This is a genomic window from Alteromonas sp. W12 (assembly GCF_001924945.1).
GTDB classification, from domain to species: domain Bacteria; phylum Pseudomonadota; class Gammaproteobacteria; order Enterobacterales; family Alteromonadaceae; genus Alteromonas; species Alteromonas macleodii.
Map to the genome: position 1 here is coordinate 1,379,400 of NZ_LQXH01000001.1, position 15,691 is coordinate 1,395,090.

General features: G+C 44.6%; 12 protein-coding genes. 8 read left to right on the plus strand and 4 right to left on the minus strand.

From position 1 onward, the window contains the following. Positions 1-120 precede the first annotated feature (120 nt). The 6 genes from rimP to rpsO all read left to right on the plus strand — a co-directional run bounded on the left by rimP (position 121) and on the right by rpsO (position 6,633). The gene (gene rimP, locus AWH61_RS05825) at positions 121-579 is read left to right on the plus strand and encodes a ribosome maturation factor RimP (protein WP_014949254.1); all 459 of its coding nucleotides are present in this window, start codon (positions 121-123) and stop codon (positions 577-579) included. Positions 580-624: 45 nt separating this feature from the next. Continuing rightward, positions 625-2,121, plus strand: coding sequence for a transcription termination factor NusA (gene nusA, locus AWH61_RS05830; protein WP_014949255.1), 1,497 nt, complete (start codon positions 625-627; stop codon positions 2,119-2,121). A 24-nt stretch (positions 2,122-2,145) separates the two neighbouring features. Next, positions 2,146-4,752: a translation initiation factor IF-2 gene (infB, locus tag AWH61_RS05835; RefSeq protein WP_014949256.1), complete on the plus strand. Its 2,607-nt coding sequence runs from the start codon at positions 2,146-2,148 to the stop codon at positions 4,750-4,752. 114 nt (positions 4,753-4,866) lie between these two features. Then, positions 4,867-5,268 (plus strand): 30S ribosome-binding factor RbfA, encoded by a 402-nt coding sequence (rbfA, locus tag AWH61_RS05840; RefSeq protein ID WP_014949257.1) that lies wholly within the window; start codon positions 4,867-4,869, stop codon positions 5,266-5,268. Then, on the plus strand, positions 5,269-6,243 hold the full coding sequence (truB, locus tag AWH61_RS05845; RefSeq protein ID WP_075176454.1) for a tRNA pseudouridine(55) synthase TruB: 975 nt from the start codon (positions 5,269-5,271) through the stop codon (positions 6,241-6,243). It abuts the gene before it with no gap. 120 nt (positions 6,244-6,363) lie between these two features. After that, positions 6,364-6,633 (plus strand): 30S ribosomal protein S15, encoded by a 270-nt coding sequence (gene rpsO / locus AWH61_RS05850; RefSeq protein WP_012518257.1) that lies wholly within the window; start codon positions 6,364-6,366, stop codon positions 6,631-6,633. 122 nt (positions 6,634-6,755) lie between these two features. Here the strand turns inward: rpsO and AWH61_RS05855 are convergent, their stop codons facing one another. The 4 genes from AWH61_RS05855 to AWH61_RS05870 all read right to left on the minus strand — a co-directional run bounded on the left by AWH61_RS05855 (position 6,756) and on the right by AWH61_RS05870 (position 12,625). After that, positions 6,756-9,113 (minus strand): diguanylate cyclase domain-containing protein, encoded by a 2,358-nt coding sequence (locus AWH61_RS05855; RefSeq protein WP_249922606.1) that lies wholly within the window; start codon positions 9,111-9,113, stop codon positions 6,756-6,758. Between the two features lie 50 nt (positions 9,114-9,163). Beyond that, positions 9,164-9,922, minus strand: coding sequence for a 23S rRNA pseudouridine(2604) synthase RluF (gene rluF, locus AWH61_RS05860; RefSeq protein ID WP_014949260.1), 759 nt, complete (start codon positions 9,920-9,922; stop codon positions 9,164-9,166). Between the two features lie 142 nt (positions 9,923-10,064). Then, positions 10,065-10,877 (minus strand): AAA family ATPase, encoded by an 813-nt coding sequence (locus AWH61_RS05865; protein ID WP_014949261.1) that lies wholly within the window; start codon positions 10,875-10,877, stop codon positions 10,065-10,067. Positions 10,878-11,068: 191 nt separating this feature from the next. After that, on the minus strand, positions 11,069-12,625 hold the full coding sequence (locus AWH61_RS05870) for a bifunctional GNAT family N-acetyltransferase/carbon-nitrogen hydrolase family protein (protein ID WP_014949262.1): 1,557 nt from the start codon (positions 12,623-12,625) through the stop codon (positions 11,069-11,071). Positions 12,626-13,051: 426 nt separating this feature from the next. Here AWH61_RS05870 and AWH61_RS05875 point away from each other — a divergent pair, with 426 nt between their 5' ends. Beyond that, positions 13,052-13,723: a 2OG-Fe(II) oxygenase gene (locus AWH61_RS05875; RefSeq protein WP_014949263.1), complete on the plus strand. Its 672-nt coding sequence runs from the start codon at positions 13,052-13,054 to the stop codon at positions 13,721-13,723. Positions 13,724-13,931: 208 nt separating this feature from the next. Next, entirely contained in the window at positions 13,932-15,617 is a 1,686-nt protein-coding gene (locus AWH61_RS05880) for a response regulator (protein WP_075176456.1), read from the plus strand. Positions 15,618-15,691 lie beyond the last annotated feature (74 nt).

The following is a 15,691-nucleotide window of genomic DNA, read 5'->3' on the forward strand; positions in this document are numbered from 1 at the left end:
TTTTAATAAAAGCCCCGCTAGTCCGGGGCTTTTTGTTGTATTAAAACCTGGAGTCAGCCTCGCTGAGCCGGGTGATGACAGGTGGGCTTTAGGCCCTTTTTTCGTTTTTGGAGGTTTGCATTGGCAAAACTTGAAGAGAAACTAACCGAAATGCTAGAGCCAGGTGTTGAAGCACTGGGTTTTGAGCTGGTTGGGATCGAGTTTGTACGAGCGGGGAAGCATTCTATTCTTCGCGTTTTTATTGATCATGAAAACGGTATTACCGTTGATGATTGTGCAGATGTAAGTCATCAGGTTAGCGCAATTTTGGACGTTGAAGATCCAATTAGCACTGAATACAACTTGGAAGTGTCATCACCGGGTATGGACAGACCGCTTTTCAAAGAGAAGCACTATATCGAGTCTGTGGGTGAAGTGGTTCAAATTCGTTTGTCTATGCCAATGGATGACAGACGTAATTTTAAAGGCAAAGTACTCGCGTGCGAAAATGGCATCGTAAGTATTGAAGTGGATGGCCAGCAGTTCCAGTTAGCTGTGGCGAATATCGAAAAAGGTAACGTTGTTCCCACGTTCGATTAACGGAACAGCTCTGCTTTCATCGACGAAAGCAAAAGAGAGGCGAAAATGAATAAAGAAATTTTGTTAGTGGCGGAAGCCGTTTCAAATGAAAAACAAGTGCCTAGAGAGAAAATTTTTGAAGCGCTAGAGTTTGCGATCGCTAGTGCAACAAAAAAGAAAAACGAAGGCGAAATTGAGGTTCGTGTAAGCATCGACAGAACGTCTGGTGACTTTGATACATTCCGTCGCTGGTTGGTTATCCCTGATGATCAAGAACAGGAAAACCCATTTGCTGAAATTACGATTTCTGCTGCACAAATCGACGAACCAGAGATACAACTCGGCGATTATGTGGAAGAACAGATTGAATCTATTAAATTCGACCGCATAACTACGCAGACCGCAAAGCAAGTGATTGTACAAAAAGTACGTGAAGCTGAGCGTCAGCAAATGATTGCTGAGTACGAAGACAAAGTAGGTGAGCTGGTTACAGGTACGGTTAAGAAAGTAAACCGCGACAACATCATCATCGACTTAGGTAACAACGCTGAAGGTGTTATCTACCGCGATGACATGCTTCCTCGTGAAACTTTCCGTCCGGGCGACCGTGTACGTGGCCTTCTTTACGTTATTCGTCCAGAAGCACGTGGCGCACAGCTATTTATTAGCCGTACGCACCCAGACATGCTAGTTGAGCTTTTCCGTCTGGAAGTACCAGAAATTGCGGAAGAGACACTAGAAATTAAATCTGCAGCGCGTGACCCAGGTTCTCGTGCAAAGATTGCGGTTAAAACTAACGACAAGCGCTTAGACCCGGTTGGTGCGTGTGTTGGTATGCGTGGTTCACGTGTACAAGCCGTATCAGGGGAACTTGGCGGTGAACGTGTTGATATCGTGTTATGGGACGAAAACCCAGCGCAATTCGTTATCAATGCTATGGCTCCCGCCGAAGTGGCGTCAATCGTTGTTGATGAAGACAGCAACAGCATGGACGTAGCGGTTGAAGCAGACAACCTAGCACAGGCAATTGGCCGTAGTGGTCAAAACGTTCGCCTAGCTAGCCAGCTTACAGGCTGGGAACTTAACGTGATGACGGTTGAAGATCTCAACAAGAAGCACGAAGAAGAAAACGCGAAGGTACTTGATCTATTTACTGCTGGTTTGGACATTGACGAAGAATTCGCGTCTGTCTTGGTAGATGAAGGCTTTACAACGTTAGAAGAAGTGGCATACGTGCCTGCAAGTGAGCTTCTAGCGGTTGAAGGGTTAGATGAAGAAATGGTTGAAGAGCTGCGCAACAGAGCGCGCGCTTTCCTAACCACGCGTGCACTGGCGAACGAAGAATCGCTTGAAGGTGCAGAGCCTACAGAAGCCTTATTAAATCTTGAAGGTATGAGTAAACACGTGGCCTATGTGTTGGCCAGCCGCGGTGTTACTGACCTGGAAGAATTAGCAGAACAAGGTACCGATGATATCAGTGATATCGATGAACTAGACGAAGAGAAAGCCGGTGCGTTAATCATGGCGGCTCGTAATATCGTATGGTTCAGTGAAGAAGAGTAAGGTCAACAGGGGGAAAATTACGTAATGGCAGATGTATCTATTGAAAAGCTCGCCAGCGACATTGGTACGACCGTTGACCGATTGGTTGGCCAGTTTAAAGACGCGGGTATCACTAAGAATGCCGGCGATCAGGTAAACGAAGACGAGAAACAAAAACTATTGGATCATTTAAGTAAGCAACACGGCAGCGCAGCTGAACCGACACGTATGACACTTAAGCGTAAGACAACCAGCACGCTAAGTGTTGGTAAGTCTAAAGAAGTGAAAGTAGAAGTACGTAAAAAGCGCACTTACGTTAAGCGTAGCGATGTTGAAGAACAGCAGCGTCAAGCGGAAGAAGAGGCGAAGCGTCTTGAAGAAGAAGCTCGTCTGAAGCGCGAAGCGGAAGAAAAAGCAGCAGCTGAAGCGAAAAAAGCCGCTGAAGAGAAAGCACGTAAAGCTGAAGAAGCTAAGAAAGCTGCTGAAGAAGAGCGTGCTCGTCGCGCAGAACAAGCGAAAAAAGAAGCTGAAGCACGTAAGGCCGACGAACCTGAGCTAACTGAAGCTGAAAAAGCGGAAGCTGAAGCGGCTCGTCAGGAAGAAGAACGTCTGCGCAAAGCGCAAGAAGAAGAAGCGCAGAAGAAGCTTGAAGAAGACGCGAAGAAAGCGGCTGATGAAGCGCGCAAACTTGCTGAAGAGAACGAGCGTCGCTGGAAGGAAGAAGAAGAGCGTCGTAAGAAAGAAGAAGCTGAAGAAGTTCACTTGCACTCTAACCGTTATGCTCAAGAAGCTGAAGACGAAGAAGACATGCAGGTTGAGCGTTCATCGCGCCGTCGTCGTAAGTCGAAGAAAAATGCGGGTGAGCATCTTAAGCAAGGCTTTAACAAGCCAGCTGCACCTGTAGAGCGTGTAGTTAAGCTTGGCGCAACCATCACAGTTGGCGAACTTGCAAGTAAACTTGCAATTAAGTCTAACGAAGTTATCAAAACGATGATGAAGATGGGCGAAATGGCAACCATTAACCAAGTACTAGACCAAGATACAGCGGTACTAGTAATTGAAGAAATGGGTCATAAGTACGAGCTTGTTAACGACAACGCACTTGAAGATGAGTTGTTGGCAGATGGCACTGGCGGTGAAAAAACCACACGTGCACCTGTTGTAACTATCATGGGTCACGTTGACCACGGTAAAACGTCATTGCTTGACTACATTCGTCGCGCGAAAGTTGCAGACGGTGAAGCCGGTGGTATTACCCAGCACATTGGTGCATATAAAGTAGAAACAGAAAATGGCGAAATCACGTTCCTAGATACACCTGGACACGCCGCATTTACCGCAATGCGTGCTCGTGGTGCTACGGCGACGGATATCGTTATTCTTGTTGTTGCTGCAGATGACGGCGTAATGCCTCAAACGAAAGAAGCGGTACAGCACGCTCGCGCTGCTGGCGTACCTCTTATCGTTGCAGTGAACAAAATGGATAAAGAAACAGCTGACCCTGATCGCGTTAAAACTGAGCTATCTCAACTAGAAGTTATCTCAGAAGAGTGGGGCGGTGAGCACCAGTTCTGTAACGTTTCTGCGAAAACAGGTATGGGCGTAGACGAACTGCTTGAAGCTATCGTTCTACAAGCTGAAGTTCTAGACCTTAAAGCAGTAGCTGAAGGCCCAGGTCGCGGTATTGTTATTGAATCTCGCCTTGATAAAGGCCGTGGTCCAGTAGCATCTGTATTGGTTCAAGAAGGCCAATTACGCGCTGGTGACATTCTACTTTGTGGTGAAGAATACGGCCGTGTTCGTGCAATGCGTGACGAAAACGGTAATGAAATTAAGATTGCTGGTCCTTCTACGCCTGTGGAAGTACTTGGTCTGTCTGGTGTTCCGGTAGCGGGTGAAGACGCAGCCGTTGTTAAAGACGAGCGTAAAGCGCGTGAAGTAGCAGCGAAACGTCATCAGAAGAAACGTGAACTTAAACTTGCTCGTCAGCAAAAAGCGAAACTTGAAAACATGTTTGCGAACATGGAATCAGGTGACGTTAGCGAACTTAACATCGTACTTAAAGCTGACGTACAGGGTTCTGTAGAAGCAATTTCTGAATCACTTGTTAAGCTTTCTACTTCTGAAGTAAAAGTGAACATTGTAGGTAGTGGTGTAGGTGGTATCACTGAGACTGACGCAACCCTTGCGGCTGCATCAGGCGCTATCGTACTAGGCTTTAACGTTCGTGCCGATGCAACAGCGCGTCGCGTACTAGAAGCTGAAGAAATTGATTTACGTTACTACAGCGTTATCTATAACCTAATTGACGAAGTGAAAGCGGCCATGAGTGGTATGCTTGCACCAGAATTCAAGCAGGAAATCATAGGTCTTGCAGAAGTACGTGACGTATTTAAGTCACCGAAACTGGGCGCAATTGCGGGCTGTATGGTTACTGAAGGTAACGTTAAGCGTAGCAACCCAATCCGTGTACTTCGCGACAACGTAGTAATTTACGAAGGTGAACTAGAGTCACTGCGTCGCTTTAAAGATGACGTACAAGAAGTACGTAACGGTATGGAATGTGGTATCGGCGTTAAGAACTACAACGACGTGAAAGTAGGCGACCAAATCGAGGTCTTCGAAATCGTTGAGGTTAAGCGCGAAATTTAATTGCCTTAGTTAATTCGGCATGTGAAAAACGGGGGCCGAGTGCTCCCGTTTTTGTCTGTATACAGTAAACAGGCTTCACGCATGCCCTGCGTTAAATAAGGAAAGGAGAGAATAATGGCCCGTGAATTTTCACGTACCGACAGAGTCGCTCAGCAAGTCCATAAAGAAGTGGCGAGCATTCTGCAAAATGAATACAAGCACCGCGTTGGCGACATGCCCTTGATCACGGTTTCTGACGTAGATGTGTCGCGCGACCTAGCGCATGCAAAAATCTTTGTGACTATCTACAACAGCACCGAAGAAGAAGGTAAAGCGCAAATTAAACAACTGGCAGAATACAAAAAGTTTATTCGCAGTATTCTAGCTAAACGTATTCGCATGCGCTCAGTGCCTGATCTTCACTTCTTTGAAGATAAGTCGATTGTTGAAGGTATGCGTATCTCTAATCTTGTGTCTCAGACCATCGCAAAAGATGAGTCAAAGCGCGATAAAGACGATCCACAAGAGCAGGAGTAAATGGCAAGACGTCGTAAAGGCCGTGAGATTAACGGCATAGTATTGCTTGATAAACCGCTTGGTGGGTCATCTAACCAACTGCTTCAAAAAGTGCGCTGGCTGTACAAAGCTGCGAAGGCTGGGCATACAGGCGCACTTGATCCACTTGCCAGTGGCATGTTGCCGCTGTGCTTGGGTGAAGCTACGAAGTTTTCTCAGTTTCTTCTGGATGCAGAAAAGACCTACGAGGTAACTGCTCAACTGGGTGTTCGCACCACCACGTCTGATGCCGATGGCGAAGTGGTTGAAGAAAAGCCTGTTGATGTAAGCGAAGAACAAGTACGTGATGCGTGCTTGGCGTTTCTAGGTAAGAGTAAACAAATCCCGTCCATGTTTTCAGCGCTTAAACATCAAGGTAAGCCACTTTATCACTATGCACGTCAAGGTATAGAGATTGAGCGTGAACCTCGTGATATTGAAGTGTATGAATTAGATGTACTGCGTATTGAACTGCCGTTTGTAGAAATGCGCATTAAATGCAGTAAGGGCACTTATATTCGCTCAATCGTAGATGATTTAGGTCAGAACCTTGGCTGTGGCGCCTACGTGACTCGCTTACACCGTACGGAAGTAGCAGACTATCCTACGGATAAAATGGTCTCGCTGGATAAGTTAATTGAAATTCAGGAATCACTGGAAGAAGGTGACTTTAAAGCGCTGGATGACTTATTGATTCCTATGGATACCGCCGTAAGTCGGTTGCCATTTGTGACCATTAACGACGCTGAAAGAAACCGTTTTGATAACGGCCAATCTGTAAAAGGGATTTGTAGCGAAGCGCTGGGTGAAGGCGTGTCTTACCGCGTTTACCATGGCGACGATACCAGTGGTATTTTCTTAGGTGTAGGGGAAGGGGTTCTTGACCCGAAAGACCAAGGTATCCCTAAACAAGAAGTGTTTGTTAACCCAAAACGTCGAGTTGTTTATCCATCGTAGCTGCGCCGGTAAATAAAGACGGTTTATGGCTTGCTAAGTCTGTAAACGTCATTATAATACGGCGCTCATTCCGCTTTGCTGAATTAGTGATCGGCGAAGCATTAATATTAGGAGAATGATATGTCACTAACTAAAGCAGAAACCGCAAAAATCATTGCTGAGTATGGCGTTAAAGAAGGCGACACTGGTTCACCAGAAGTTCAAGTTGCTTTGCTTACTCACAACATCAACAAGCTTCAAGGTCACTTTGCTGATCACAAGAAAGATCACCACTCACGTCGTGGTCTTCTACGTATGGTTAGCCAACGTCGTAAGCTTCTAGACTACCTTAAAGGCAAGAACGCAGAGCGTTACCTTGACCTTATCAAGCGTCTAGGTCTACGTCGATAAGACTAGGTTTCAAGAAAAGCGCCCAATGGGCGCTTTTTTTTTTGCAAAAATGTACAGCGAAGTGCAATACACCCTAGTGCATGTATGAAGCCGGCCAATTAACCTTGTGTTTGTATTACGCGTTAGTTCGACGGTATGTTTTGCTTTTTATTTTCAAACATCCGCTCATCTGCAATGTAAATTAACTCTTCTAGCGTCTTGCCTTCTTCTGGATAGCTCGCGTGACCTATGCTGACGCCAACGCTGAACGCGCCTTGTGTGGTAGTAATAGGCTGTGTAAGCTTTTTAGCAAGTCGGGCTTTAAGTGTCTCTACATTGTATTCAGTGCTTAGCTCGGTGATTACTACGATAAACTCATCACCACCAACCCGTGATGCAATATCGTACACGCGACACATGGATTGAAGCCTTTGTGCAAGCTCAACAAGAACTTCGTCACCGATTGTATGGCCGTATTCGTCATTAATGGGCTTAAATCGATTGAGATCCAGATAAAGTAGCGTACACACCTTATTGTTTCTCTCTAATCGAGGAAGCTCATTTCGCATATAGGTAGATAGGGCAAGCCTATTCGCTAAACCTGTTAGCGTATCGCTATTTGCCAGTTTTCTAATTTTCTGTTCTGCTTCGACTTGCTCGGTTATATCAACATTAATTCCAAACATCTTGTTGCCTTCAATGCGACCATAACCGCTAACATGACGGTATTTGTCGCCAGCGGCTTTCACTCTGAAAATTGCGTGAAATCCTGAGCTATCTTTTATTGATTGCTCTATCTTTTGCTTCACATTGGCAATATCGTCATCGTGAACTGTGTATTCCCAGTCACTAAATTGACCACTAAAACCAGCTTTGGAGACATTGTAGATTTTATGCATCCACTCATCCCAAATGAGCTCGTTAGTAGCGATGTCCCACTCCCATACACCTATGTGTGCTGCGTCAGCGGCCATAGACATGCGGCGGTTTAACGTTTTAAGCGTCTGTTGAGCTTCCCGCCATTTTGTTACGTCTTCAGACAGTGCCAATATGTATTGAGGGGTGCCGTAGTTGTCATCAATGACAATCTTTTTCGTCTCAAAAAAGCGCGTCACACCACCTATATTGAGTTTGAATTCGTTAACGATTTGCTTTTCAGAACTTGAAAGTAATTGCTTGTCGTCAGATATAAATTTCTTGGCCTCCGCCTCGTCGAATATATCAAAATCAGATAGCCCCACGAGTGACGCTTTATCGGTGCCCAATATTTTACTTCCCGCATCATTTACATGGGTAATCGAAAGGCTGTCGGCACGCTTTACAATCAACATATTGGGCAGTGCGTCAAACACCGTTTGTGCAAAAACTTCTTGGTTCTTGACGTCAGACAAATCTTTTACCGTACACACATATGAAATATGGTTTCCCGGCAGCAAATTAATGCGAAGTGTCAAAGGAAAAACCTTTCCGCTTTTCCGAATACCGTCCAGAGTTAAAGGCACGTTGTGCGCTGCGCTATTCTTTGCCGCTTTTTTTAATCCTATCAGGAGTGGTTCATGGGCATGCTCAGAAGGGCTCACAAGCTCGCGTATGTGAATAGTCTGAGGAGAAAAACTGTCGAGACCAAACATGCTTAACGCGACAGGGTTGGCAAATTCAACCATGCCGGCACTGTCGAAAGTCAATACGCCTTCTTGTACTGTATTTAACACCGCGTTATAGCGTTCCAGCAATAACGTACGTGCTCGCAGCTCAATAAAAATAAGAATAGTAAACGCGAAAAGCATCACCATTAGCATGACCAAATAAGCGAGGTTTTTGGTTTCTGGCTCTTGTAGTATTTGCGTGGAGGGCAGTGCATATACGTGCATAGACAGCATACCGGTGTAATGCATACCGGATATAGCACTGCCCATTATAATGGCGGGAACAATTTGTTTAAGTATTCGCAGTTGCGAAGTGGTGACATATTCATGGGTTTTTAAAGCAATACCTGCTAGACCGACGGCAACCACAATAGACAAAGAGAAGTACCAGCCATCGTACGCCATGATGGCATTCATCTGCATTGCCATCATGCCGATGTAGTGCATGCTGCCAATGCCAAGCCCCATATACAAACTGCGAAGCAAAAGCGAGTTAGCTTTATGTGGCAGTTTACTCATCACAACAATACTCGCAAGAATCGCGGGTAACACAGAGAGTAGGGTTATGAAAGGGTCGTACGAAACCTCAAGAGGGAGCTGATAGGCAAGCATCCCAACAAAATGCATCGCCCAAATGCCAAAACCAAGAAAGCACGCTGATGCCAGCGACCAAAATGCTCGCTCATTTTGTAACTCTGTTTGCGACATCTTCGCAGAAAGAACGAAAGAGATAAGGGAAGCAGATATCGCAATAACAACAGAAGCCACCACGAAAAATACATCGTAGTTAGCCAATATTTCAGCACTAGGGGGAAAATCCTTTACCGAAAAAAAATGATAATGTCCGTTTTTCAAAATCTTAAATTGTCTTATCAATAAACTACTACTAAATGTAGTAGTTTCATTTATTTACGCAACTCAACTTTGCTCGCTGTTTTTGTAGAAGAGCGAACTGCATTTTGCATAATAGTTAGTTCACGGCTTGTTAGGTTACGCCACTGGCCAGGTTTTAGTGAGCCGAGTTCAAGGTGCATGATTCGGGTTCGTTTTAGTTTGGTGACCTCGTACCCTAAAAACTCACACATTCTGCGGATTTGTCGATTAAGACCCTGAGTTAGAATAATGGTAAATGTATTTTTGCCCGTGGGTTTAACCACACAAGGCTTCGTCACCGTCCCTAAAATTGGTACTCCGCGAGACATACGGTTGACGAAGCGCTCACTGATTGGTTGGTTAACCGTAACTTCGTATTCTTTGTCATGAGCATTTTCAGCGCGCAGGATCTTGTTCACGATGTCCCCATCGCTGGTTAAAATGATTAAGCCTTCCGATGGTTTGTCTAACCTTCCTACGGGGAAAATACGTTCCTTGTGACCGATAGCGTCAATAATGTTGCCTTTGACATGACGCTCAGTTGTACAGGTGATACCAATGGGTTTGTTATAGACAATATATACGCGATCTGACTTGTCTGAGGCAACGGCACCTACAACTTTACCGTCTACCTTTACAGTGTCACCAGGCCCCACTTTCGTACCCAGTTCAGGTGGTTGGTTATTAACGGTAACGCGATTTTGCTCAATGAGTTTATCCGCTTCACGGCGAGAACACAGGCCAGTGTCGCTAATATATTTATTTAAACGTTTGGGCGCTTGCTCACTCATTGCGCATTAGGTCCTATATATTTCAAAAGAGGGCAATATTATCACGGCAAAAAGAAAGGGGCGATTCGCCCCTTTCTTTTTTATGCGTTAAACCGTGGTTTTTATTCTCGGTTGTATACTATTGCAACAGATTTAATCTGGTTTACTGGTTACCTGCAGCTGAAGGAGCCGAACCACTTCCACCCGTTGAACCACCGCTAGATACTACTTTGGTTGCTATATCGCGAATTTCGTTTTCCAAACTGGTAATGCGGCCAGATAAGGTCGTATTGCGTTGCTCTAACACAGACAATTTGTCGGTTAAATTGCGTACGCTTTGCTGAGCGCTTTGTTTATCGCTTGCTGCTTGCTCAAGTTGAACATTAACAGCGAGCAGTTCATCAGCTAACGAAGCAAGTTGATTCTTAACCGAGCCAATGGCCGCTGCTTGCGATTTTACATTTTCTGAAACTGAGTTGATGTTCTTATTCAAGGCGTTTTGAACGTTACCTACGCGGTCGCCAAGATCAGCAATCTCTTGTTGATTACGACGCCAAGCTGACGCCCACAACTTATCCATTTGTTCCCAAAGCTCGTTTGTCTTGTTGGTTAGCTCAGTAACTTTAACTTGCAGGGCAACAGTAGATTCACCAATTTCTTCACCTGTAGCAGATAACTTGTTTTCTAACTGCAAAATGCGCTGCTCCGCTTGCTCAGCAACCGCTTTCTGTTGCTCAAGCATGGTGTACAGGTAATAGCAACCACCACAGGCGGCCAAGGCGATGACGGCAACGAATACAACCCAGATTCCATTACCGTTTCCACCACCAGAGGGTTGGCGGTTTGCTGATGGGGCAGATGAAGGTGGAGGCGTTGCTTTTGTTGGCGCCGCCTGACGTTTTGTTTGGTAATCACGACGGTCTTCTTCATCCAATCTAATGGTTGGGAACTCATCGTTTTTCGAATTATTTGCCATAGTAAATTTATAATCTCGTTATGTAGTGCTAACTTCATCGCATTTAGATGCTTTAAGTCAATAAGAAGACAGCACATTTATATTTGCGCGCTAAAGCATGTTATCGCTAAATTAAAGGAAATTCTACGGCTTATGCTTAATGTCAATTATACATAAGCCATAAAATCCGAGAATTTCCTTAAAGCGTAGCGCTACTGCTTATCGCCGATCCATTCAACGCGATACAAATCTCGTCTTCTATCAAGATAATTCCGCACAGAGCCTTCATTTTGAAGCTTAGTGAGTTTATCCAAATCCAAATCAACAATGAGCGTCATTTCTGTGTTTGGCGTGGTCTCAGAGACAATTGCGTCATGTGGGAACGCGAAATCACTTGGCGAGAAAACCGCGGTTTGCCCATATTGAATATCTACGTTGTCCACTTTGGGTAAGTTACCTACGCTACCTGCAATTGCCACGTAGCATTCGTTTTCAATAGCGCGGGCCTGCGCACAGCGTCGCACGCGCAAATAACCGTTTTTGGTATCTGTCCAGAAGGGGACAAACAAAATTTGCATTTCCTGATCGGCAAGAATACGCGCAAGCTCTGGAAACTCCACGTCATAGCAGATCAAAACGCCGATTTTGCCGAAGTCGGTATCAAATGTCTTAAGGCTGTTTCCGCCTTTCATTATCCAATCTTCTTTTTCGTGAGGTGTTGGATGAAGCTTATACTGGCTTTCAATCGTGCCGTCGCGTTTGCAGATGTAGCTGACGTTATAGAGCTCTTCCTCTTCTACCACAGGCATAGAACCTGCGATAATCGTAATATTGTACGATACGGCCAAATGAGACACGGCAGTTAAAATCTCATCGGTATAGGTCGCTAAATGCCAAATTGCGTCAATTGATGAATCTGACGGGCTCAGGCCCATTAATGGCGCGTTGAAAAACTCAGGGAACAGGGCAACGTCGCAAGAATAGTCAGACAAGGCATCGACGAAGTACTCTACTTGTTGTAAAAGCTCTTCTACATTATTGAAGTAACGCATTTGCCATTGAATACATCCGATTCGTGCGCTGGTCTTCCTGCTGGCGATGAGCGAAGGCGTGCCCGGTTCATAATAAATATTGTGCCACTGAAGTAGCGTCGCATAACCCTGTGAGGCTTCATCCTCTGGAAGGTAAGCCGACATGACTTGCTTGACTTCAAATCCATTTGAAAGTTGAAAAGTTAAAATGGGGTCGTAGATGTCTTTGAGCTTGACTTGCTCAATGTATTCATAAGGCGACAGCTCATGCGCATGGTTTTTATAGTTCGGGATTCGACCGCCCGCCATAATGGATTTTAGATTCAAGTTACGACAGAGCTCTTTACGCGCTTCGTAGAGACGACGACCAAGGCGTAGACCTCGATACTCGGGTGAAACAATTACCTCAACACCATAAAGCACATCACCGTTAGGATCGTGTGTGGTCAAATAAGCATCACCCGTAATTTCGTCGTAGCTGTGTTTATCCCCAAACTGGTCATAATCTACAATCACTGAAATGGCGAAAGCGACCACTTTGCCTTTATCTTCAATACATATTTGCCCATCGGGAAATGTAGTAACTTGGGCTTTATAGTTAGAGTAAGGCCATGCGCCTCCAACGTTGGCGTATACCTCATCCATTAACGCTTTAACATCGTTGTAGTCGTCCAGTCTCAAATTTCTTAAGTCTAGATGATGTTCCGTTTCTTCTATTTGTGTTTGATCTTGACTCATGGGTTACTCTTTTTGCTAAAAATTTTAATACGTACATTGCGTATATCTTTACTAAACCGCCTTGCCATGCGTTTTTCAACTGTTAATTACAATCCGTATGTGCAGACGTAATGGCAACGGAAACAAGGGCAGAAGAAAAGTCTCTCAATCAACCCTCTTAAAATATACACTTCGGTTTACTTATTGATTTAGTTTACCTTTACCGTCATTTGCTCTCTTTAAAATTGATATTAAATAAGCAAGAAGCGTGCGACTTCTTAACGACAAATAATTTTTCTTTTATCGATAAAAAAATAGCGCGGAAAATGCGTGGTGATGCAATTGCTATAGGATTCAACCCCGCGTATAAGTTCGCTAGTTTTTTAACGTACACAACCCGCTCCTAACTACACGATTAGTTAACCGCTCAAAGGTAGAAATGCTCTGATGAATAGAGAACAACTTGCGTCGTATCAGCCTCTTCACGTTTTCGATGAAGCCATATTTGAAAATATCGTCGATGACTTAGTCACGAAAGGCTTTTCTATTCAAGAGCATGGTTTACCTGATTTCATTACACAAGCACTTTTGGCCTGCCAGCGTTCAATCTCTGAAGCTGAATATCAAGCGGCAGGTATTGGTCGCGCAGAGAATTATCAAAAGGCTGAAAAAGTTAGAGGGGACGAGATTTGCTGGATTACAGGTTCATCTAGCGAAGGCGCTTTGTGGCTTTCGTGGTGTGAAGCCATGCAGCAGTATGTAAATCGTTCGCTCTTTATGGGGCTTTTTTCTTTTGAAAGTCATTTTGCCTGCTATGAGCCGGGTAAATTTTACAAACGCCATGTAGATGCGTTTAAAGGTCAGGGCAATCGCGTGTTGTCTTTAGTCGCCTATTTGAATGACGACTGGACTTCAGAAGATGGGGGAGAACTCGTGCTCTACGCTGATGAAAGTGATCTAATTGGAACAAGGGTGCTGCCAACGAAAGGTACTTTCGTTGTCTTTTTGAGCGAACAATTCCCTCATGAAGTATTACCTGCTGCCCGCAGCCGCCACTCGGTTGCAGGTTGGTTTAGGGTTAACGGAAGCGTTAACGACGCGATTGATCCGCCTCGATAAAAGCACTAATCACGTTGTGAAACGCACGTGTATCTAAAAACCAAGACTTATGTATAATAAGTTTAGGCTGTATGCGCGCTATTATTACAAAACTGGTTTGAATTATGGGCCAGCTCCTCTCGCGCACAGCTCGCGCAACATTGTGCCGTCGCAATAGCAAGTATTCTATTACGACGCTTAGGGAAAAGACGTTAGAAGTGATTGGTAAATGCTGGAAAAAATACCTGCCCCAACCCCAAGAGAAGAATTACATGTGCTGGTTATCGATAACCAGGGGCTTGTACATGATGTAGTGTCATCAGCTTTGCATGAAATTGGAATAAAAAACGTAAGCAGTGCTTTTAATGCCTTTCACGCGAAAAGGTTATGTGCTGCAAAACAATACGACTTTGTTTTACTGGCGTTTAACGTCAGTCACGACAAAGATGGCTTTCACCTTTTTGAAGAATTAAAACACCTCAATCACATCAACGACACCACCACGGTCATTTTTCTCAGTGCAGAGACATCGCCTGAATTGGTTAATTGTATTGTTGAATTGCAACCGGATGACTTTTGGGTCAAACCTCTTCAGCGCAACAAAATTGAGCTGCGTTTGGAATACCTTATCCAAATAAGGTTAAAGCTACATAAAATGCTTCATTGTATGCAGGTGGGGGACTATTCCACCGCTATGTACTATGCAGAGCGCCAGTTAAAAGATCCTTCGCTATCGGAGTATCACACCAGAATTAAACGCTTAATTGGTGATTGCTTATTGCAGCTTCGCGATTATCAAACTGCGGAAGACTACTTTAGAAGCTTATTGCAGAGCATGGATCATGCGTGGGTTCACATTGGTTTAACCCGGTCGTTGCTTCGACAAGATGAATTAGAAGAAGCCCAGCTACTGGTTGATGACTTATTGCAGCGCCACGACACGCGATTCTTAACCTTTGACTTGCTTGCTCAGTATTTTATTGAGAAAGAGCAGTTCGATATTGCCTACGAACAAATGAAAGAGGCGAGTAGGCTAGCACCTCGCAATATTGAGCGTAACAAACGGTTATGGGATCTTGCTCGATTGAACCACGATAAGGCAGGGCAACTTTCAGCTGTTCAAAATATGGCAAAATTTGCTAAAAATTCTATCCATGACTCACCTCAGCTAACGCTCAATGTTATTCGTTCAACCATTGATTTAGCCACAAGTCTTGGCAGTACAGAAGGCGAACGCTATATGAAACGCGCAGAATCTGAACTGGAAGAATTGAAACAACAAAAGGGCATGCAGTCTCAGCTTGGCGAGCAGATTGACGTCGTAAAAGCGCGTGTCTTGTGCTTGCGAGACGACAAAAAAGGGGCTGAAAAATTGATGAAGGATCGTTCGGCATCTACCGACGGACTCTCGATGGAAGATAGCCTCGATAAAATGAAAGCATTTCACGAGTTAGGAATGCGTGAACACTGTGTGAGTATTTTAGATAAGCTTAGAAAGCAAATTGAAGGGGACACGTTTACTTCTCAAGTGGTAAATGAATACCTGAATCAAGAGTCGATTGAACGTACTGAAATTCAATTTACCACAAAAGAGCTTAAGCAAATGGCTGCGGTTAACTACAAAGAGAATCGGTTGTCGCCAGCCTTCAACAATTTACGCCAGGCACTAACACTGTCCCCTAAAGACAAACAAGTTGCACTGAGCTTGTTAAAAGTTATTACTCAAATCCATTTAGGGGATAATTTAACAGACGAGCAGATGGAAGCGGCCCATAAAGCGGCGAAGCTTCTTTTAAGCAGTGACTTGTCGCCAACCCAGGCTGAAAAGCGCGATCAGTACATAAGCCGAATAGGTATAGAAGTGGACGACAGTAACGCTGCTGACTTAGTTGGTGTGGTGGCTGTTAAAGCATAACGGTTACTACACAGACTGTTATTAAAAAGAGTACCAATAAAAAAGCTGCCTCCATTGAGGCAGCTTTTTTTATG

What these genes read in the sequence shown, in the direction of transcription:
- truB (WP_075176454.1), top strand. Translation starts at nt 5,269, where the DNA reads ATGGCAAGACGTCGTAAAGGCCGTGAGATTAACGGCATAGTATTGCTT.
- AWH61_RS05880 (WP_075176456.1), top strand. Translation starts at nt 13,932, where the DNA reads ATGCTGGAAAAAATACCTGCCCCAACCCCAAGAGAAGAATTACATGTG.
- rluF (WP_014949260.1), bottom strand. Translation starts at nt 9,922, where the DNA reads ATGAGTGAGCAAGCGCCCAAACGTTTAAATAAATATATTAGCGACACT.
- AWH61_RS05865 (WP_014949261.1), bottom strand. Translation starts at nt 10,877, where the DNA reads ATGGCAAATAATTCGAAAAACGATGAGTTCCCAACCATTAGATTGGAT.
- rpsO (WP_012518257.1), top strand. Translation starts at nt 6,364, where the DNA reads ATGTCACTAACTAAAGCAGAAACCGCAAAAATCATTGCTGAGTATGGC.
- AWH61_RS05870 (WP_014949262.1), bottom strand. Translation starts at nt 12,625, where the DNA reads ATGAGTCAAGATCAAACACAAATAGAAGAAACGGAACATCATCTAGAC.
- infB (WP_014949256.1), top strand. Translation starts at nt 2,146, where the DNA reads ATGGCAGATGTATCTATTGAAAAGCTCGCCAGCGACATTGGTACGACC.
- nusA (WP_014949255.1), top strand. Translation starts at nt 625, where the DNA reads ATGAATAAAGAAATTTTGTTAGTGGCGGAAGCCGTTTCAAATGAAAAA.
- AWH61_RS05875 (WP_014949263.1), top strand. Translation starts at nt 13,052, where the DNA reads ATGAATAGAGAACAACTTGCGTCGTATCAGCCTCTTCACGTTTTCGAT.
- rbfA (WP_014949257.1), top strand. Translation starts at nt 4,867, where the DNA reads ATGGCCCGTGAATTTTCACGTACCGACAGAGTCGCTCAGCAAGTCCAT.